This window comes from Cohnella cellulosilytica (genome assembly GCF_042431195.1).
Classification (GTDB): Bacteria; Bacillota; Bacilli; order Paenibacillales; family Paenibacillaceae; genus Cohnella; species Cohnella cellulosilytica.
Genome location: NZ_JBHMDN010000013.1, coordinates 196,255 through 215,480, shown reverse-complemented (window position 1 = coordinate 215,480; position 19,226 = coordinate 196,255). Strand labels below are relative to the sequence as shown.

Here is a 19,226-nt window from a genome sequence, read left to right as displayed (position 1 = left end):
CGATGTTCTACAGAATCGGTTATCTCCCCACACAAATCGTTATTTCGGTGCCCGATACTCTAAAGAATCAGTTATCGTCCCACGCCAATCGTCATTTCGGTGTCCGATGTTTAAAGAATCGGTTATCAGTCCTCCTCGCTCCCACATGTGCCTGCAGCTGCTTTCCGACAAGACCAATCGTCCTTGCCATCGCCGGTTTCGCTTCTATCTGCGAGGAGATTCACGAAGAACTCTGCCGCCGATCCCGGAACCCCTTCTCCTTTTCCGCCCTCTGAACCTCTTCTCCTCCCCTCCAGCCTGTCCTTCCGAAACACTCCTCCTTTTCATCCTCCTCCAGCCTGTCCTTCCGAAAACACTCCTCCTTTTCATCCTCCTCCACCTTGTCCTCCCGGAAACACTCTTCCTTTTCCCCTCCGCCACCTTGTCCCCCGGCAGCTATTCCCGTCGAAGCTTAAAAAAGTATAGGCGGTTGCAAAAGAGTGCTAGCGTATAGCGCTTTCATCGTGCTTCTCCGATGGTATAGTGACGATGTTGGTCATTAATTCCATATTTTGAGAGGGGTTCACAAATGATGAAAAGCTTGAAATCCATTGCGTTGGCGCTCACGGTTATTATGCTCTCGATGCTGGTCGCGGCCTGCAACGCCAACGGCAGCGGGAGCGGCAAAATCAGCGTAGGCATCGTTCTGCCGACCAAGGATGAGGAGAGATGGGTGCAGGACGAGCAGCGCTTCAAGGACGCGATCAAAGATACGAAGTACAAGACGGAGATTTTGTTCAGCCAAGGCTCTCCCGCCAAGGAAAAAGAAAACGTGGAGACGCTGATCAACAAAGGCATCAAAGTGCTGATCATCTGTCCGCCCGACGGGGATGCGGCGGCCGCGGCCGTCGAAGCGGCCAAGAAGGAAGACATTACGGTCATCTCCTACGACCGTCTCATTACGAACACGGAAGCGGTCGACTACTACGTTACGTTTGACAGCGTCGCCGTAGGAGAGGCCCAGGCCCAATATCTCGTCGACCATGCGAAAGGCCCCGGCCAGCCGTTGTACCTGTATGCGGGCGCCGCTACCGACAACAACGCATTCCTGTTCTTCGAGGGCGCCTGGAACGTGCTGCAGCCGAAGATTGCCGACGGCACGTTCAAGATCGCGAATTCGAGCGAAGCCGAAGCGTTGAAGGATACGGCGAAGCTGTCGCGCGACCAAATGAGCAAAATCGTCGGCCAAGTCACGACGAGTTGGGAGCCCAACGAGGCCAAAAATAAAGCCCAGACGCATCTGACCGCCGCCGGAGCGGATATGAAAGGCGACGTCGTCATCCTGGCGCCGAACGACGGAACGTCCCGCGCCATCGCCGACGTGTTCGCGACCGATTCCGCAGTGACGAGCTACGTCATTTCCGGGCAGGACGCCGACAAGGCTTCCATTCAGTACATTATCGACGGCGACCAGTCGATGACCGTATTCAAGGACGTGCGTACGCTCGTCAACGACGCCATGGGCATGGCGGTCTCGATTCTCGACGGCAAGGAGCCGGAGACAACAGGCTCCTACCCGAACGGCATGATCGATGTGCCGGCGAAACAGACCGACGTCATCGTCGTCGAGCAATCCAACGTGAAAGAGAAGCTGATCGATTCGGGCTACTATGAAGCGAGCGAGTTCACGGGACTGTAAACCTGTCGCATAAGCCGGGCGGAATGACGACGGATTCTCCGTTGCATTCCGCCTTTACAGGAGTTGCACGGTTAAGGAGAGCATGACGATGAGCGACTACATTTTGGAGATGAACGGAATTTCCAAGGAGTTTACGGGCGTGAAGGCGCTCGCCGACGTCAATTTCAAGGTGGAGCGCGGCGAGATTCACTGTCTGATCGGGGAGAACGGCGCGGGGAAGTCCACGCTGATGAAGGTGTTGAGCGGCGTCTATCCGCACGGTACGTACAAGGGCGACATCGTGTTCGAAGGGAACGTGCAGCAGTTTCACAAAATCAGCGACAGCGTCAAAGCCGGCATCGCCATCATTTATCAGGAGCTGGCGCTGTTTCCCGATCTGACCGTGTACGAGAACATCTATGCGGGCAACGAGGTGAGCCGCGGCGGCATCGTCGACTGGAACCGCACGATCGTGCAGGCGAAGCAGATGCTGCGGAAGGTGAAGCTGAATCTGAATCCGGAGACGCCGATCAAGGATCTGGGCGTCGGCAAGCAGCAGCTGGTGGAGATCGCCAAGGCGCTCAGCAAAAATGTGAAGCTGTTGATTCTGGACGAACCGACGGCGGCGCTGAACGAGAACGACAGCGAGAATTTGCTGGAGCTGCTGCGAGAGCTGAAGGACCAGGGCATTACGTGCATTATGATTTCGCACAAGCTGAAGGAAGTCATCTCCATCGCGGACAAAGCGACCGTGCTTCGCGACGGCAAGACGATCTGCACGCTTGACGCCTCGAAGGGCGAGCTCGTGGAGAACGTCATTATCAAGAGCATGGTCGGACGCGAGATCGACGATATTTATCCGAAGCGGTTAAGGCGCAAGTTCGGAGATCGCATTCTCGAGGTTCGCGACTGGTCGGCCTACGATCCGCAATTGGGAAGGCAGGTCGTGAAGAAAGTCGACTTGCACGTCAAACAAGGGGAAATCGTCGGCATCGCCGGTTTGATGGGATCGGGAAGAACCGAGCTCGCGCGAAGCCTGTTCGGCAATCCGAAAGCTTATCGCTTAAGCGGCGAAATGCTGCTCCGAGGCGTTCCGGTCGAGCTGCGGCACACGAGCGACGCGATTCGCGCGGGGATCGCGTACGTGACCGAAGACCGGAAGGGGGACGGATTGTTTCTCATCCAGGATATCAAGAGCAACCTGTCGGCCGCGAACCTGCGGGATATCGCTTCGCGCGGCGTCATTAACGACAACGAGGAGATTCGCGTCGCGAACCGGTACAAGGATTCGTTAAACGTCAAAGCTCCGTCCATAGAGCAGATCGTCGGCAACCTGAGCGGGGGGAACCAGCAGAAGGTAAGCCTGGGCAAGTGGCTGTTCGTCGGGCCCAAGCTGATGATTCTGGACGAGCCCACGCGCGGGATCGACGTCGGAGCCAAGTTCGAAATCTACACGATCATGAACAAGCTGATCGAGGAGGGCATGAGCATCATCATGATCTCGTCCGAGCTTGGCGAGGTGCTGGGCATGAGCGACCGCGTCTACGTGATGGCCGAAGGGCGAATAGCGGGAGAGCTGCCGATCGAAGAGGCGGATCAGGAGAAAATCATGCAGCTCGCGACGCAATAGGCAATGGGAGGACCACCTATGAATTTGTTCAAGGAAACGAAAACGCTCGTCAAGGTGAACATCCGCGAGTACGGGATGTACATCGCCCTGTTCGTGATCATGCTCGTATTTACGGTCATGACGGACGGTCTGTTCATTTCCTCGCGCAACATCAGCAATTTGCTGGACGCGACGGGTTATATCGCCGTGCTGGCCGTCGGGATGACGCTGGTTATCGTCATTCGCCATATCGACTTGTCCGTCGGTTTCGCGGCCGGTTTCATGGGCGCGATCGCGGCTCTTTTGATTACGCAGGCAGGCATTCCGGTCGTATTGACGATTCCGATCATTCTCGTGCTCGGCATCGTCGTCGGACTGTTCAACGGCGTGCTTGTCGCCTCGATCGGCATCCCGTCGTTCGTCGCATCCCTGGCGGGCATGCTGATTTTTCGGGGCGCGCTGCTGCGGGTAACGGAGAAGACGGGCACGATCAACATTAAGAACGAGCAGTTCAACGCGATCGGCAACGGTTATATCCCGGAGCTGGCCAACGTCGGAGGCCTGAATCTGCTTTCGCTCCTGCTGGGCGCATTGTTCATTGTGCTCTATATCGCAGCCGAAATCTCGAAACGCAGAAACAAGCTTAAGTACGAGCTCGAGGTCGTATCCGGGCAAATGTTCGCGCTGAAGCTTGCGTTCGTCTCGGCCATTATCGCTTATGTGACGTGGATTATCGCCGGCTACAACGGTTTTTCCTGGACGGTCATCATCATGCTGATCGTAGTCGTCATCTACCATTTCCTGACGACCAAAACCGTGCTGGGCAGAAACATTTACGCGGTCGGCAGCAATCCCGAAGCGGCCCATCTAAGCGGAATCAACGTCAAAAAAATCACCTATATCGTATTTTGCTCGATGGGACTGCTCTCGGCGCTTTCCGGCATTCTGTATACATCCCGGCTGCAATCGGCGACGACGACCGCCGGCACGCTGTTCGAGCTGGACGCGATCGCGGCCGCCTACGTCGGCGGCGTATCCGCGGCGGGCGGAGTCGGCAAGGTGACGGGATCGATTATCGGCGCGATCGTCATGGCGTCGTTGTCCAGCGGCATGAATCTGCTCGGCGTCGGCATCTCCTATCAGTACATGATTCGCGGAGGCGTTCTGGCCGCCGCCGTTATTTTCGACGTAATGACGCGGAAGCAGAGAAGCTGATCTCCCACAGCGGGAGGGGGACTTCGCGGTTTCTCAGACACAAGTCCCGCTCTTCCGGCACGGCCGGGAATCCCGGTCATCCGGTGCGAAGCGGCAACAAACAGACCCGATACGGAAACTGGCGGCAGGGAGATCCCTTGCGCGCCTTTTTCTTCGTTTGGACGGGTTTTCGGTTAAGCCAGCCGTTAAGTCCCGGCCGGAAAGACGGAAAACATGATACACTAGGAAGCACAGAAGGAAGCGACGGTAGAAAAAAGAAAAGCCAATTACAGACCGTCGCCGCCGGTACGGATGCAGCTTCGACGGCCGGCGCTGCGGAGCGGACTTCGGGCAGGAGGGGGAGCGGGAATGGATCAGCAAAAGCATCGGACCGACTTTGCCGGAGAGACGGTCTACCAGCTGCGAAGCTGGACGGAAATCGACTGCGCGGGCGAAGCCGGCTGGGAGCTCGAGTGCAAACCGGGCGAACGGGCGCTGCTCGTCGTCAAGGAAGGAGGGGGGCGGCTGCGGATCGACGGCGACGATTGCCAGCTGGGCCGCAGCGGCATCGGGCCGATCGCCTGCCGCCGATTGGCGCTGAAGCCGGACAACGGGGGCAGGCTGCGGGGCTTCTGTTTGACGTTGGCCGAGCTCGACGTCCGGGGCGCGGTCCATACGCTCGTCGAAGAGGTTCCGCGTCGTCCCGGACCGTGGTCTGGCACGCTGTACGAGCGTATGCGGCCGCTGCTGGACGAACTGGCCGCCGTCTGCCGCGGTCCGCTTCCGTTCCGCGGCGGCGCCGCCGCGTTAAGAAGAGGACGGCTGCTGTATGCGCTGCTGGAGGAATTGGCCGCGGCTTCCTCGCAGCGGGAAGAAGCCGGGTCAAGCGATCCGATCGGGGACACGATCGCTTATATGGAACGGAACTATCGGGAGGATATTCCCCGGGAACGCCTTGCCCGGCTGGCCGGGCTGAGCCCGTGGCATTATTCGGCGAGGTTCAAGCAGTCGACCGGCCTGTCGCCGATTGCGTATCTCAACGGGATTCGCATCCGTAAAGCCCGGGAACTGCTGCTGCGGCCACACGCCGGCCTGAAGGAGATCGCGCTGGAGACCGGATACCGGGACGAATTTTATTTCAGCCGCAAGTTCAAGACGACGGTCGGCGTATCGCCGACGGTTTACGTGCGGAAGACGCCGGAGCGGCTCGCCAACCTGTGCTTTCCGTACGACGGCAGCATGATGGCGCTGCAGCTGACGCCCTGCGTCTCGATTGTCGACGAGGGAGCGCCGCACCGCCGCGACTATTTCAGCCGGATTCCGTACCCGCTGACCGGACAGCTGCTGTCCGAGAGGAACATGGGGCAGCTGGAGCGGGCGCGTCCGTATTTGATCATCTGCGGCGACGATCAGGAATACAACCGCGAGCGGCTTGCCCGGATCGCGCCGACGCTGGTTCTGTCGTGGACCGGCATGGGCTGGCGCGAGCATCTTCAGCAGATCGGCGAAGCGACCGGACGGGAGAAGGAGGCCGAGCGGTGGCTGGACGCCTACGACGAGAACGCGGCGGAGGCGAGACTGAACGTCCGACGAACGGCCGGCAACGCCTCCTGCCTTGCCGTAGCGCTGTGCGAGGACAAGCTGATCGCTTATCGGAGCCGCAATATGGGGGAGCTGCTGTACCGGGATTTGCAGATGGCGCAGCCGTTCGAGGCGGGCAGTCCGACGTTCATTAAACGGCGGATCGACCTGGAGCAGCTGCTGGCTTGGAACGCGGACGTGCTGCTGCTTCACGTCTACGGAGATTCCAGGTCGGAGAGCTGGGTCGCGCGGCTGGAGCGGGACGAGCGCTGGCAGGCGCTGAAGGCGGTGCGCGAGCGCCGTGTGTTCCGCATTGACGGGGCGATATGGCGGGAGTATTCGGCCTATTCCCAGCAATATATGCTGCAGCAGGCGCAGCGCATGCTGGCGCGCATCTGAACGCCCCGCAGCTTGCCCGGTCTCCGTCCGCTTCCAGATTTGCCTGGAATGCGGCCGCACAAAATGACGGTTCCGTCCCACAGATATCCATGGTCGCGGGAAGCGGACGTTTGCTATAATCCTGATGAGAATGAGAATTGTTATCATCAGGAGGTCGCACATGAAATCATCGTTTTACAAGCACGGTTATGCCGCATTGTCGCTCGTTCTGCTCGCTCTGATCGTTGTCGCATGCGGAGGCGGCGAGGGAGATACGGCGCAGCCGTCCTCGGCCGCACGGCCGGAATCCGCATCCGCTTCTCCGTCCGCTTCGCCCTCGCAGAGCGCCGGAACGCCGGAGACGGAGTGCCGGGAAATCAGCCATCCGCAAGGGACGGCCTGCGTGCCGCTCCATCCGGAGAAGACGCTTGTACTGTTCTCGGAATACGCCGACTATATGCTGGCGATCGGCGAGACGCCGTACGCCGTATTGGTTACGCCGCAGTACAATAACGAGCTGCTGCCGTATTTGCGGGACAGGCTGCCGGACGTCAAGCTGCTGGAGGGCGGGACGGAAGGGCTTAGCCTGGAGGCCATATTGGCGCTGCAGCCCGATCTGATTTTGGCGGACGGGGGGACCGCGGAGAAGGAATACGGATCGCTGTCGAAAATCGCTCCGACCGTCGTGCTCGGCGACGCGCCGGAAAATCCCCTCGAGCGGTGGAAGACCGACTTGCAGAAGGTGGCGGAGACGTTCGGCAAGCCGGAGGCGGCGACGCAGGCTTTGGAGGAGCTGCGGCAGAGCGTTGCCGAAGCCAAGGAGCAAATCGCGCAGCTGTCCGACAAGCGTATCGCCTTCATCCGCGTTCGCGAGAAGGAGCTGCAGCTGTACGGCACGGAAGGCCACCCGCTGAATACGCTGCTTTACGGCGAGCTGGGCTTGCAGCCGTCCTCGTTGACGCAGCCGGGACGCGTCGACTTGTCCCAGGAGCTGATTCCGGAGCTGGACGCCGATTACTTGTTTCTGCAGACCGACGGCAAGGAAGGGGACGACTACCTGGCCGAGCTGTCCGGCGGCAAGCTGTGGCAGAGCGTTCCGGCGGTTCGGGAGAACCGGACGTTCAAGACGGATTATTGGCTGTATTTGAGCTGGGGCGTGCTGGGCCAGAAGGAGATCGTCCGCGAGCTGCTGCAGGATCTGGAGGTTTCGTAGATGACGGCAGGGGACGGGCAAGCGGAGCCGATGTGGCTGACTTACCTGAGGGAACGGTATGCCGTCGCCGTCGAGCAGGCGGAGCGTTACCCGTATACCGCCGCCGGGCTGCTTCGGGCCGATTCGGCGGACGCCGTCTTGAAGCTTCATGCCGCCCAGCTCGGTCAGCCGGCGGATCGGGTCGTCGGCATGCTGTTCGCCAAGCGTTACTCGGTGCTGATCATGGGCGTGCTGTCCGCGCTGTCGCTGTTCGACCGGATGCCGGAGCTTCGGCCGGACAAGGTGCGTTTTCGCGTCACGCACGAAGCCGAGATGGAGTACATGCTGGAAGAGGCGGACTTGGCCGCCGAAGATTTGCCGGCCGCGGGAGAGGAACGGGCGAGACGCGCCCAGCGGCACAGGGAGCGGCTGCTTGCGGAGCATATCGGCCCCGTCTTCGCGGCGGTGGCCGGCAGGACCGGAATTCGTCCCGGCCCGATGTGGTCGCTGCTGTCGACCAACATTCGGAATATGTACGAAAGGCTACTGCACGATGCTTCGCTGCCGCTGTCGCGGGAGCGAAAGGGAATCGTCGAAGCGGATCGCGCGGCGCTGCTGGATCGCAGCCTGCGCGTCGTGCCCGGCTTCGATCGCAACCCGCTGGCCGTCAGGCAGCGGACGTTCAGCCATCCGGCTTACGAAGGTCCGCCGATATTCGTGCGCAGCGCCTGCTGCCTCGCGTATCATTTGACGGAGAACGGCCAATCCCACGGCTATTGCGCCACCTGTCCGAAGGCGACGCCGGAGGAGCGGCTTGCCAAGCTCGTCTGACCCGTCCGATCGCGGAACGAATAGGGGCTGTTCCCTGAACGTACTCAGGGAACAGCCCCGTTTGTCCTTACTAAGACTGCGGAACCAGATCGCAGGCTTCCGCAGGCATCCAGTGCTCGTCCTGGCCTTCCCACTTCACGTTGCAGCCGAGCGGATTCGTCAGCGGAACGGAGACGGCTTGACCCGCGGTATGCTGAGCCAGAGCGTTATCGAGATCGTTGACGGTCATTTTGTCGATTTCGCGAGGATTGTCGACGCCTCTGCCCGAATAGACCAGCTTCCGGTCCCGGTCGAACACATAGAAATGAGGCGTGCGCAGCGCGCCGTAAGCCCTGGCGACGCTTTGGCTTTTATCGCGCACATAAACCCAAGGGAACTTCTTCTCGTTCATCCGTTCGACCATATGCTCGAAGGAATCGTCAGGCTTCGTCAATTCGCTGTTGGAATTGATGCCGACGAACGCGACGCCCCGGTCGCGATACTTGAGCGCCGTTTCCCGCGTCACTTCCTCGGAGCCGACGACGAAGGGACAATGATTGCAAGTGAAAAACACGACAAGCGTCGAAGCGTCGGAGAAATCCCGCAGCGAATACGTCTTTCCGTCCGTTGCCGGCAGCGAGAAGTCCGGCGCTTGCTCTCCCAATTGCAAAGTAAAGGCCATACGTTTCCCTCCCCAATGGATGTGTACACCTGGATTGTACAGAAAATTCCTTTGCCGCGCAACCGCCTAAAGACACATAAATCGCCCGCACAAGTCGGATATTGTCTTTCTGAAATAGATAGTATTATTTTACATAAAGTCATAATTATGTCCATTCTTTATGCTTTGCCGTCTTTCCTATAATGGACGTAGGCGCTGCGCGGACAAGCGATGCAGCGTACTTCCTACCGGCAAAGGAGAGGAATCGTGTGGTTGAAAAGCAGTCCGTAAGCAGTCGGAGCGCAGTCGTCGCAGGAACGCTATTGATGGTCCTGATCGCCGCGCTCTTTTTCGGCAAGGAGGCGCGGGCCGCCGATAACGGGCTGGCGGAGAAGCCGCTGATGGGATGGAGCAGCTACAGTCTGCAGGTGTACAACGAGGACGGGATCAATTGGGTGACCGCGGCGCGGGTAAAGGCGCAGTCGGATGCGATGGCGGCTTATTTGCAGGACTACGGGTACGAATACATCAATATCGACGCGGGATGGGACGGCGGCATCGACGGCTACGGACGGCCCGTTCCCAAAAGCGCGCTCTATCCCGACGGCATCCAGGACGTGATCGATTACGTGCATGACAACGGGCAGAAAATCGGCCTGTACACGATTCCCGGACTGCCGAAGGCGGCTTACGACAACGACACGCCGATTCTCGGCACGTCCTGCACGGCCCGGGACATCGTCGTTCTGCCGCTCCGGTCGGCCGATTACTGGGATATCAATTACAAGATCGATTTTGCCAACCCGTGCGCGCAGAGCTATATCGATTCGATCGCCGATCTGTTCGGAGATTGGGGGATCGATTTCCTGAAATTCGACAGCGTTACGCCGGGATCGGGACATTACGACACGTCGATCGACGCCCGGGGCGACGTCGCGGCATGGGCGCAGGCGCTGGCGCCGCACAACATCTGGTTTACGCTGTCCTGGGCGGTCGACTACAACTATGCCGCTTATTGGCGGGAGCATGCCAACGCCTGGCGCGTGCAATGGGACGTGGAATGCTACTGCGGGCCTTACACGCAGCTGACCAAGTGGGAAAATATCGCCCGCCTGTTTCCCGACGCCGACAAATGGTGGCGAGAGGCGCGGCCGGGCGGCTGGAACGACTTCGATTCGCTTAACGTCGGAAACGGTTCGATGGACGGACTAACCCCTGACGAGCGAAGGACGGCGATGGGCCTGTGGGCGATGTCGTCGGCGCAGCTCTATATCGGCAACGACATGACCAATCTGGACGGCTTTGGCCTCGAGCTGCTGACCAACGAAGAGGTGATCGCGGTCAATCAGGCGGGCCGTCCCGCGCATCCGGTGTCGACGGCGACGGACCGGCAGGTCTGGTACGCCAACAACGGCGACGGCAGCTATACGGTCGGCCTGTTCAACCTGGGCGGCTCCAGCGCGACTGTAACCGTCGACTGGAGCGACATCGGCCTCTCCGGCGGGGCGACCGTCCGCGATCTGTGGAGCCGTACCGATCTAGGCACGTTTAATACCGGATTCAGCTCGATTAATCTGCCTTCGCACGGGTCCCGGCTGCTGCGCGTCGTCTCCCTGGGCGGCTATAACAGCGTCAATGACGACGATACCGGCATCGCCTATACCGGCGACTGGCGGCGCAATACGAACCGGGGATTCGGCGATTATAAGGACGACGTTCATTTTACCCAGAACAACGGGGATTACGTCGAGTTCTCGTTTACGGGGACGGGCGTGAACCTGATTACCGAGCGGAGCACCGGACAGGGCGAGATGGACATCTACGTCGACGGCGCGTACAAGACGACGGTGAACGCCTACGCGTCATCGATGCAGGCCCAGCAGCAGCTGTACGGCATTACCGGACTGCCGCACGGTCCGCATACGATCAAGGCGGTCAAGAAAAACGGCACGTACATGATTATCGATCGGTTCAATTACAGCGTCGCTTCCCCTGTCCGCGTCAACAATACGCATCCCGACATCGCGTACGGCGGGACGTGGTCGCTCAATTCCGGCCGGGGCTTCGGCGACTACATGGACGACGTGCATTTTACCGAGACGAATGACGACTATTTTACGTACGCGTTTAACGGAACCGGCATCGAGTTGATTACGGAGAAGAGCACCGGCCAGGGGCAGATGGACATCTATATCGACAACGTGCTTCAGACGACGGTCGACGCCTATCATTCCAGCATGCTGGCGCAGCAGACGCTGTACCGGATCGACGGGCTTGCGGCCGGCGCGCATACGCTGAAGGCGGTCAAGAAAAGCGGCGCGTACATGATCCTAGACAGGCTGAACGTGCTGAATAATCAGCTGGTGTACAACAATACGGACCCGGGGATCGTCTATTCGGGAGGCTGGTCGCTTAATTCGAACCGCGGGTACGGCGACTACAATGACGACGTGCATTTCTCGGAGGCGAACGATACGCAGTTCGAGTTCACGTTCGTCGGAACGGGAATCGACGTCGTCATGGAGAGAAGCACGGGGCAGGGCAACGTCGATTTCTATATCGACAACGTCTTCCGCCAAACCGTCGATACGTACAACGGGACGATGCAGACTCAGGTTCCGGCGTTCAGCGTCTCGGGGCTGTCGTCCGGCGCGCATACGGTCAAAGGCGTGAAGAAATCCGGCACTTACATGATTCTTGACGCGCTTAGGGTGACGCCCTGACGGTTTTATCGAGCTGCAAAAAGAGAGGCATGGAGCGCCTTGACGGGAGCTTCATGCCTCTCTCTTGTGCCGGCCGATGCAAGCAAAAAAAGGGCCGCAAGGGGGGCGCCGCGGGACTAACGGGCGGGAGGGACGGCTGCGGACGCTTCGTCGCAAACGTTGTGCCGATCCTGCTCTTTAACGTACTCTTCGTGCTGCGCCGTGAAATGCGAGATTTTATGGGACACCTTCTCCAGATGCTTGCCCATTTCCCGAATTTGCGCTTCGACGTTTTTCTTGTGCTCGACCAGCATGTCGCAGCGCTCCTTGAGCGTTTCTTTGCCTTGCGCGCTCAGGTCGACGAAGCTTTTGATCTGCTTGATGGACATGCCGGTGTTTTTAAGACAGCGGATCAGGCCGAGCCATTCCAGATCGTCCTCGGAGTAGTGGCGGATGCCGCCCTTTTTCCTGCTGACCGGGGACAGCAAGCCTTCCTTCTCGTAATAACGCAGCACGTGCGCGTCCAGCTTCGTTTTTTCCGCCACCTGCTTGATCGTGTACCCCATGCTCGTTCCCTCCCGAAAATTTTCACTCTTCCTATTGACTTAAAGTTAACGTTAAGGTTTATCATACGCAATATATCCAATGTTGTAGAAGCTGTCAATTTTTACTCGGGAGGTAGAAGGATGAAAGCTTTAACGGATAGCTACGAGCTGGCGGGCGGCGTCCAGATTCCCTGCATCGGCTTCGGCACATGGCAGGTGCAGAACGGGGATATCGCGACTTCGTCGGTGAAGGCGGCCTTGGAGGCCGGATATCGCCATATCGACACCGCCGCGGGATACGGCAACGAGGAAAGCGTCGGCATCGCCGTCAAGGAAAGCGGCGTCGCGCGCAGCGATATTTTCGTCACCAGCAAGCTGCAAAACGATATGCACGGGTACGACAATACCTTAAAAGCCTTCGAACAGACGATGAAAAACCTGGATATGGACTATTTGGACCTGTATCTGATCCACTGGCCCAACCCGGCCAAGTTCCGGGACCGGTGGCAGGAGACGAACGCGGGTTCCTGGAAAGCCTTCGAAGAGCTGCACAAGGCCGGGCGCATCCGTGCGATCGGGGTCAGCAATTTCCATCCCCATCATCTCGAAGCGCTGCTGGAGACGGCGACCGTCACGCCGATGGTCAACCAGATTCGCCTGTGTCCCGGAGACACGCAGGACGAAGTCGTGGATTACTGCCGCGAACGCTCCATTCTGCTGGAGGCATACAGCCCGCTCGGCGTGGGCAAAATCTTCGAGGTGCCCGAAATGAAGGCGCTTGCCGAGAAGTACGGCAAGTCCATCGCGCAGATTTGCGTACGCTGGAGCCTGCAGCGCGGATATTTGCCCTTGCCCAAGTCGGTGACGCCCGAGCGCATTCGCGAGAACGCCGACGTCTTCGATTTCGAGCTTGCTCCGCAGGACGTGCAGCTTATTGCCGACTTGAAGGGCTGCTGCGGCTATGCCGCCAACCCCGATACGATCACCTGGTAAAAAAGAAAGCGAAGAACCAAGGAGGAATACGCAAGATGAAAACGATACAACTGGGAACAACGGATTTGCAGGTGCCGGCCGTCGCCGTCGGCTGCATGCGCATCAACGGATTGGACAAGCCGGAGGCGGAACGCTTCGTCCGCACTTCGCTGGAGCTGGGAGCCAACTTCTTCGATCACGCGGACATTTACGGGGGCGGCAAGTGCGAGGAAATCTTCGCGGACGCGGTCCAGATGAATCCGTCCGTGCGCGAGCAGATGTTCCTGCAGTCCAAATGCGGCATTCGCAAAGGCTCTTTCGACTTCTCCAAGGAGCATATCCTGTCTTCGGTGGACGGCATTCTGAAGCGTCTGAGAACCGATTACCTGGACGTGCTGCTGCTGCACCGGCCCGACGCGCTGGTGGAGCCGGAGGAGGTCGCCGAGGCGTTCGACCAGCTTCATAGCAGCGGCAAGGTGCGCCACTTTGGCGTATCCAACCAAAATCCGATGCAGATCCAGCTGCTGAAGAAGTTCGTCAAGCAGCCGCTTGTGGCCAACCAATTGCAGCTGAGCATCACGAACGCCAACATGATCTCGCAAGGGTTCCATGTCAACATGCTGGACGATCCCGCGGTGAATCGCGACGGCAGCATATTGGATTTCTGCCGCTTGAACGACATTACGATCCAGCCGTGGTCTCCCTTCCAATACGGATTTTTCGAAGGCGTGTTCCTCGACAACGAGAAGTTCCCGAAGCTGAACGCCAAAATCGACGAAATCGCCGCCAAATACGAGACGAGCAATACGACGATCGCGATGGCGTGGCTGCTCCGTCACCCGGCCAACATGCAGCCGGTAACCGGAACGATGAACGTGGAGCGTCTGAAGGATTGCGTCAAAGCCGTCGACATTCGCCTCACGCGCGCGGAATGGTATGAAATCTATCTGTCCGCCGGGAACATCTTGCCGTAAGTCCGAACCCGCGGAAAAAAACGGGCTTGGATTCGATTCAGTCAATGCGTGTTAACGAAACTTTAATCGATATTGAAGGAGGAGTTATCGCATGAAGTATACGAATTTGGGCAGAACCGGAATGAAGGTCAGCCGTCTGTGTCTGGGCACGATGAATTTCGGTCCGCGCACCGACGAGAAGGAATCGTTCGCCATTATGGACCGGGCGCTGGAGGCCGGCGTCAACTTCTTCGACACCGCCAACGTATACGGCCGCGGCGGCGACGCCGGCCACAGCGGCTGGACCGAGGAAATTATGGGCCGTTGGTTCGCGCAAGGCGGCGGACGCCGCGAGAAGGTCGTGCTGGCGACCAAGGTTTACGGCGATATGAGCGACGAGACGGACGGACCGAACGGTCCGCGCGGCCTCTCCTCGTACAAAATCCGCAGACATATCGAAGGCTCGCTGAGACGTCTGCAGACCGATCGCATCGAGCTGTACCAGATGCACCACATCGAGCGCAACGCTCCGTGGGAGGAAATCTGGGGTGCGTTCGAGGCGCTGGTCAATCAGGGCAAGGCGTATTACATCGGCTCCAGCAACTTCGGCGCGCGGCATCTCGCCTACGCGCAGGCGGCGGCCGAGAAGCGCAACTTCCTGGGCCTCGTGTCCGAGCAGCACAAGTACCATCTGCTGTGCCGGCTGCCGGAGCTCGAGGTGCTGCCGGCGGCGCAGGAGATGGGCCTGGGCGTCATCCCTTGGAGCCCGCTCGGCGGCGGCATGCTCAGCGGCAACGTGCTTAAGCCGGCCGCGGGCGGCGAAAGATCCGGACAAGCGGCGGCGAATTTGACCGCGGCCCAGCGCGCGCAGCTGGAGGCTTATGCCAAGCTGTGCGCCGAGCTCGGCGAGAGCGAGTCGAACGTCGCGCTGGCCTGGCTGCTGGCCAATCCGGCAGTGACGGCTCCAATTATCGGACCTCGGACGCTGGCTCAGTTCGAGGATACGCTGAGAGCCGTCGAGATCGACCTGTCGGACGAGGTGCTGGCCAAGCTCGACGAGATTTTCCCCGGACCGGGCGGCCAGGCTCCCGAAGCTTACGCCTGGTAAGAAGCCGGCTTTGCGGTCAAGGGAATTGGAGAAAACCATGAAAAATCGTTGAATTGTCCAAACTTCGGGCGTCCCGCTGCGGCGGGACGCTTTTTGTCGTTCCCGAAAGACGATAAATATGTCCAAAAAGTCAGAACAAGTTGCATTCAGAACGGTTTTAAGCGGAGCTATACTGAAGAGGTATCGCGCAGAAAGGAGTTTCCCGCATGGCTTCGCGCAACTTGATCTCTTCCCCCGGCCGCCGCAAAATCGGCCGCGACGGATGGCTGCTTTTTCTTCTCTCGCTTCCGTTCGTCGTCTGCATGCTCGCGTTCAATTATTTTCCCGTGTACGGCTGGGTGTACGCCTTTTTCGAGTACAAGCCCGGCATCCCGCTGGCAGCGGCCCCGTTCGCGGGCCTGGCGCATTTCCGGGAGCTGTTCGACTCGCCGGACCTGCTTAACGCGCTGATCAACACGCTTGCGATGAACTTCCTCAACATTGCGCTGTCTCCGCTTGCCGTCGTATTTGCGATCATGCTGAACGAGGTGCGCGCGGCCCGCTTCAAGAAGTTCGTGCAGACGTTCTCGACGCTGCCGAATTTTATCAGCTGGGTGCTTGTCTTCTCCCTGGCCTTCGCCTTTTTCTCCAACGAGGGCATGATCAATACGCTGTTAAGGGCGCTCGGCGCGAATGCGACCGTCGAACCGCTCGGCAACGCAAGCATCGTATGGTATTTTCAAGCGGGCATCACGCTCTGGAAAGGGCTCGGCTGGAGCGCGATCATTTATATCGCCGCGATCGCCGGGATCGACGGAGAGCTGTACGACGCGGCCAAGGTGGACGGAGCGGGCCGGTTCCGGGCAATCCGGCACATTACCGTTCCCGGTCTTATGCCGACGTTCCTCGTCCTGCTGCTGCTGAACATCAGCAATATGCTGTCCAGCTCCTTCGATCAATACTTCGTTTTTTACAATCCGTTGGTCGCGGACAAGATCGAGGTTCTCGATTATTACGTGTACCGGGCGGGCATCAAGGTGGGCGATTATCCTTTCGCCACCGCGGTCGGCATGTTCAAGACGCTCGTCAGCGTCGTTCTCCTGTTCTCGGTGAACGCCGTCGCCAAAAAAGTCAGAGGGCAAACGATGATCTAACGAGAAAGGAGGGCAACGACTTTGCAGCGTTACGGAAATCGGCTGTTCGACGGGCTCAACTACTTGCTGCTGTCCCTGTTCGTTCTGCTGTGCATTTATCCGTTTTATTACGTGTTTATTTATTCGATCAGCGATCCGATGAAGGTCGTTCAGGGCGTATATTTTCTGCCGGCGGGCTTTGAGCTGGAAACCTATCGCAGCATTCTGTCGCTGCCTTATATCGCCAATTCGTTTTTCGTTTCCGCCGCCCGCACGGTCGTCGGGACCGCGCTTACGATCTGCTGCTGCAGCTTCTTCGCCTATTTGCTGACCAAGGAGCGGATGCTGCTGCGCAAGACGGTGTACCGTCTGCTCGTCGTCACGCTCTATATCAACGCGGGGCTGATTCCCTGGTACATTACGATGAAGATGCTGAATCTGGACAACAGCTTTTGGCTTTACGTGCTGCCTACCGCGGTTTCCGGTTTTTTCGTCATCCTGATCAAAACCTACATCGAGCAGCTGCCGGCGGCATTGGAGGAATCGGCGATGATCGACGGGGCGGGGTATTTCACGCTGTTCGCCCGGATCGTCTTTCCGCTCAGCAAGCCAATCGTCGCCACGATCGCCGTCTTCGCTTCCGTGGGGCAGTGGAATACGTGGATCGACAATTATTTTCTGGTGCACGATCCGGGCCTGAAGACGCTGCAGCTGACTTTGTACGAATTCCTTAATTCGGCCAACGCCTTTACGGGCATGGACGCCGCCAGCATTACCCGCAACGCGAGAAGTATGGTTTTGACGCCGGAGAGCATCAAGATGAGCACCACGATGATCGTTACGTTTCCGATTCTTGTCGTCTATCCGGTCATGCAGAGATACTTCGTCAAGGGAATCATGCTCGGAGCGATCAAGGGCTGATTCCGGCCGGGAGCGACGATATACCGTCCGCGTTCGCGGCTGTATATAGATAGACATTACTCGAGGAGGGTTTCGATTTCATGAAAAAAACCTATTTGGCCGTTCTGGCTGCCATCGTCCTGCTGACGACCGCGATAACGGCATGCTCCGGCGGCGGGAACGAGCCTGCCGGGTCGCCGAGCTCTTCCGCGGCGGCAACCTCGTCGGAGGGCGGGGCGGCGAAGCCGATCAAGCTGACGATCAGCACGGACCAGGCGTTCGGAGGAACGCCCGGCGCCCAGAGCAACCCGGTCGCCGACGCCATTCGCGACAAGACCGGCGTCACGATGGATATTATCAGCAGCGATCCCGACAAAATCAAGGTCATGCTGGCGGGCGGCGACCTGCCGGATATTATGATTTTGCCGCCGGAGCAGGGCCGAATCGCGTTCGACGGCAAGCTCGCGATGCCGCTTAACGACCTGCTCGCCAAGGCGCCCAATATTTCCAAGCACAAGACCGCGTTGGAGGTCATCAACGCGCGTCTGGACAACCAGGACGGCAATTATTATTTTCTTCCGATCGAGATTACCCCGGACGCGAAGCCGTACAAAAACTATTCGCCGTGGATCGGCTGGTACACCCGCTGGGACTACTACAAGGAGGAAGGCTATCCGGAGCTCCAATCGTACGACGACATGATTCCGATGCTCGCCTCCCAGCTGAAGAAGCACCCGACGACCGAGGAGGGCAAGAAGGTGTACGGCTTGTCCGGATGGACGGATTGGGGGCTATGGTCGTATCACGTTCCGTTTATTTACGCCGAAGGCTGGACGGAAAGCACGAAAAACACGGCGACCAATCCCGACGGCGAGTACGTGCATCGTTATGCCGCCGACGGTCCGCTCTGGCGCGGGGTCCAGTTTTACAATAAAGCGTTTCGGGCCGGCATCCTGGACACGGAGGCGTTCACGCAGAAGTACAGCGACTATCAGGCCAAGCTGAAGGCGGGCCAGCTGCTGACGATTCATATGGGTTGGGAGCTGGACGGGGCCAACGCCTATTTCAAAGCCAAAGGCCAGGAGGACAAAGGCTTCGTCGCCCAGGTCGTCGAGGGAGCCGTGTCCCAGGCTTACAGCCTGCAATCGATCGTCGGATTAAACGATCCCTGGATCATCATTACGAAGGACTGCAAGGAACCCGAACGGGCGATCGAATTTCTGGACTATCTCTATTCCGAAGAGGGAGCGCGGCTGATGCTGAACGGGCTTCAGGACGAGCATTGGGCTATCGAGAACGGCAAGGCCGAGCTGCTGGACGACACGATCAAGGCGATCAACGAAGACAAGGATTTTGCTTCCCGGACGGGCATCGGCCTCTACGGCAAGCTGAGAGGGCTCGGAGGAAGTCTGGTCGACGCCAACGGCTCCTATCTCGATCTTCGCTTGACGGACAAGTATTTCGAGACGAAGCTGAATCCGCTCGACAAGGAATACAGCGAATATTACGGCGGCTCTTATCCGGGCGACGCCTGGACCAAGCTGGTCGAGCAAGGAACAGTCAGAGGTCTCAGCAAGATGGATATTCCCGCGTTGTCGGCGCTGCAGTCCCAGGGCGACGATGAATTGGCCAAGGTGGAAAGCAACATCGAGCAAATTCTGATTCGGGAAATTCCGAAAGCGGTAATGACCGAATCCGACGAGGCGTTCCAGAAGGAGAAAGACCGGATTATGGAGCTGATCGATAAAGCCGGCTTCGCCGAAGTGGACGCGTTCTGGAGGAAGTCGTTCGAAGACGGTCTGGCCAAATACGAGCAGTTGATTTCGGGAACGAACTGATTCGCCGCCCCGAT

At 58.8% G+C, this 19,226-nt stretch carries 16 protein-coding genes; 13 read left to right on the top strand and 3 right to left on the bottom strand.

The features are described from left to right. Positions 1 to 220 precede the first annotated feature (220 nt). Positions 221 to 379 carry a hypothetical protein gene (locus tag ACFFT4_RS10630; RefSeq protein ID WP_378047451.1) on the bottom strand — a complete coding sequence of 53 codons (159 nt, stop codon included), beginning with the start codon at positions 377 to 379 and terminating at the stop codon, positions 221 to 223. Between the two features lie 189 nt (positions 380 to 568). Here ACFFT4_RS10630 and ACFFT4_RS10625 point away from each other — a divergent pair, with 189 nt between their 5' ends. The 6 genes from ACFFT4_RS10625 to ACFFT4_RS10600 all read left to right on the top strand — a co-directional run bounded on the left by ACFFT4_RS10625 (position 569) and on the right by ACFFT4_RS10600 (position 8,442). Continuing rightward, on the top strand, positions 569 to 1,678 hold the full coding sequence (locus ACFFT4_RS10625) for a sugar ABC transporter substrate-binding protein (protein ID WP_378047449.1): 1,110 nt from the start codon (positions 569 to 571) through the stop codon (positions 1,676 to 1,678). 88 nt (positions 1,679 to 1,766) lie between these two features. Beyond that, entirely contained in the window at positions 1,767 to 3,287 is a 1,521-nt protein-coding gene (locus ACFFT4_RS10620; protein ID WP_378047447.1) for an ATP-binding cassette domain-containing protein, read from the top strand. Between the two features lie 18 nt (positions 3,288 to 3,305). After that, positions 3,306 to 4,481, top strand: a complete 1,176-nt coding sequence (locus ACFFT4_RS10615) for a sugar ABC transporter permease (RefSeq protein ID WP_378047445.1) — start codon at positions 3,306 to 3,308, stop codon at positions 4,479 to 4,481. A gap of 348 nt (positions 4,482 to 4,829) precedes the next feature. Continuing rightward, entirely contained in the window at positions 4,830 to 6,440 is a 1,611-nt protein-coding gene (locus ACFFT4_RS10610; RefSeq protein WP_378047444.1) for a helix-turn-helix domain-containing protein, read from the top strand. 160 nt (positions 6,441 to 6,600) lie between these two features. Continuing rightward, a complete protein-coding gene (locus ACFFT4_RS10605) occupies positions 6,601 to 7,632 on the top strand; it encodes an ABC transporter substrate-binding protein (RefSeq protein ID WP_378047443.1) in 1,032 nt (343 codons plus the stop codon). After that, entirely contained in the window at positions 7,633 to 8,442 is an 810-nt protein-coding gene (locus ACFFT4_RS10600; RefSeq protein ID WP_378047442.1) for a hypothetical protein, read from the top strand. Positions 8,443 to 8,512: 70 nt separating this feature from the next. Here the strand turns inward: ACFFT4_RS10600 and ACFFT4_RS10595 are convergent, their stop codons facing one another. Then, on the bottom strand, positions 8,513 to 9,103 hold the full coding sequence (locus ACFFT4_RS10595; protein WP_378047441.1) for a thioredoxin family protein: 591 nt from the start codon (positions 9,101 to 9,103) through the stop codon (positions 8,513 to 8,515). Between the two features lie 248 nt (positions 9,104 to 9,351). On the opposite strand from ACFFT4_RS10595, the gene ACFFT4_RS10590 reads away from it, so the two are divergent. Next, positions 9,352 to 11,805 carry a glycoside hydrolase family 27 protein gene (locus ACFFT4_RS10590; protein ID WP_378047439.1) on the top strand — a complete coding sequence of 818 codons (2,454 nt, stop codon included), beginning with the start codon at positions 9,352 to 9,354 and terminating at the stop codon, positions 11,803 to 11,805. A gap of 116 nt (positions 11,806 to 11,921) precedes the next feature. Here ACFFT4_RS10590 and ACFFT4_RS10585 read toward each other — a convergent pair whose 3' ends face one another. After that, entirely contained in the window at positions 11,922 to 12,350 is a 429-nt protein-coding gene (locus tag ACFFT4_RS10585) for a MerR family transcriptional regulator (RefSeq protein ID WP_378047438.1), read from the bottom strand. Positions 12,351 to 12,470: 120 nt separating this feature from the next. Between ACFFT4_RS10585 and ACFFT4_RS10580 the strand changes: the two genes are divergently transcribed. From ACFFT4_RS10580 to ACFFT4_RS10555, 6 genes are all read left to right on the top strand, one after another. Next, entirely contained in the window at positions 12,471 to 13,322 is an 852-nt protein-coding gene (locus ACFFT4_RS10580) for an aldo/keto reductase (RefSeq protein WP_378047436.1), read from the top strand. A gap of 35 nt (positions 13,323 to 13,357) precedes the next feature. After that, positions 13,358 to 14,275, top strand: a complete 918-nt coding sequence (locus ACFFT4_RS10575) for an aldo/keto reductase (protein ID WP_378047434.1) — start codon at positions 13,358 to 13,360, stop codon at positions 14,273 to 14,275. Positions 14,276 to 14,366: 91 nt separating this feature from the next. Beyond that, positions 14,367 to 15,362 carry an aldo/keto reductase gene (locus tag ACFFT4_RS10570; protein WP_378047432.1) on the top strand — a complete coding sequence of 332 codons (996 nt, stop codon included), beginning with the start codon at positions 14,367 to 14,369 and terminating at the stop codon, positions 15,360 to 15,362. Positions 15,363 to 15,568: 206 nt separating this feature from the next. After that, entirely contained in the window at positions 15,569 to 16,495 is a 927-nt protein-coding gene (locus ACFFT4_RS10565) for an ABC transporter permease (protein WP_378047431.1), read from the top strand. A gap of 21 nt (positions 16,496 to 16,516) precedes the next feature. Then, complete coding sequence (locus ACFFT4_RS10560; RefSeq protein WP_378047429.1) at positions 16,517 to 17,395, top strand: carbohydrate ABC transporter permease; 879 nt, start codon at positions 16,517 to 16,519, stop codon at positions 17,393 to 17,395. Between the two features lie 80 nt (positions 17,396 to 17,475). Then, a complete protein-coding gene (locus ACFFT4_RS10555; RefSeq protein WP_378047427.1) occupies positions 17,476 to 19,212 on the top strand; it encodes a type 2 periplasmic-binding domain-containing protein in 1,737 nt (578 codons plus the stop codon). The last annotated feature ends 14 nt before the right edge of the window (positions 19,213 to 19,226 follow it).

Bases quoted from the DNA above. Each gene is read 5' to 3' on its own strand.
- ACFFT4_RS10625 (WP_378047449.1), top strand. From the start codon at position 569: ATGATGAAAAGCTTGAAATCCATTGCGTTGGCGCTCACGGTTATTATG.
- ACFFT4_RS10620 (WP_378047447.1), top strand. From the start codon at position 1,767: ATGAGCGACTACATTTTGGAGATGAACGGAATTTCCAAGGAGTTTACG.
- ACFFT4_RS10615 (WP_378047445.1), top strand. From the start codon at position 3,306: ATGAATTTGTTCAAGGAAACGAAAACGCTCGTCAAGGTGAACATCCGC.
- ACFFT4_RS10610 (WP_378047444.1), top strand. From the start codon at position 4,830: ATGGATCAGCAAAAGCATCGGACCGACTTTGCCGGAGAGACGGTCTAC.
- ACFFT4_RS10605 (WP_378047443.1), top strand. From the start codon at position 6,601: ATGAAATCATCGTTTTACAAGCACGGTTATGCCGCATTGTCGCTCGTT.
- ACFFT4_RS10600 (WP_378047442.1), top strand. From the start codon at position 7,633: ATGACGGCAGGGGACGGGCAAGCGGAGCCGATGTGGCTGACTTACCTG.
- ACFFT4_RS10595 (WP_378047441.1), bottom strand. From the start codon at position 9,103: ATGGCCTTTACTTTGCAATTGGGAGAGCAAGCGCCGGACTTCTCGCTG.
- ACFFT4_RS10585 (WP_378047438.1), bottom strand. From the start codon at position 12,350: ATGGGGTACACGATCAAGCAGGTGGCGGAAAAAACGAAGCTGGACGCG.
- ACFFT4_RS10580 (WP_378047436.1), top strand. From the start codon at position 12,471: ATGAAAGCTTTAACGGATAGCTACGAGCTGGCGGGCGGCGTCCAGATT.
- ACFFT4_RS10575 (WP_378047434.1), top strand. From the start codon at position 13,358: ATGAAAACGATACAACTGGGAACAACGGATTTGCAGGTGCCGGCCGTC.
- ACFFT4_RS10570 (WP_378047432.1), top strand. From the start codon at position 14,367: ATGAAGTATACGAATTTGGGCAGAACCGGAATGAAGGTCAGCCGTCTG.
- ACFFT4_RS10565 (WP_378047431.1), top strand. From the start codon at position 15,569: ATGGCTTCGCGCAACTTGATCTCTTCCCCCGGCCGCCGCAAAATCGGC.
- ACFFT4_RS10555 (WP_378047427.1), top strand. From the start codon at position 17,476: ATGAAAAAAACCTATTTGGCCGTTCTGGCTGCCATCGTCCTGCTGACG.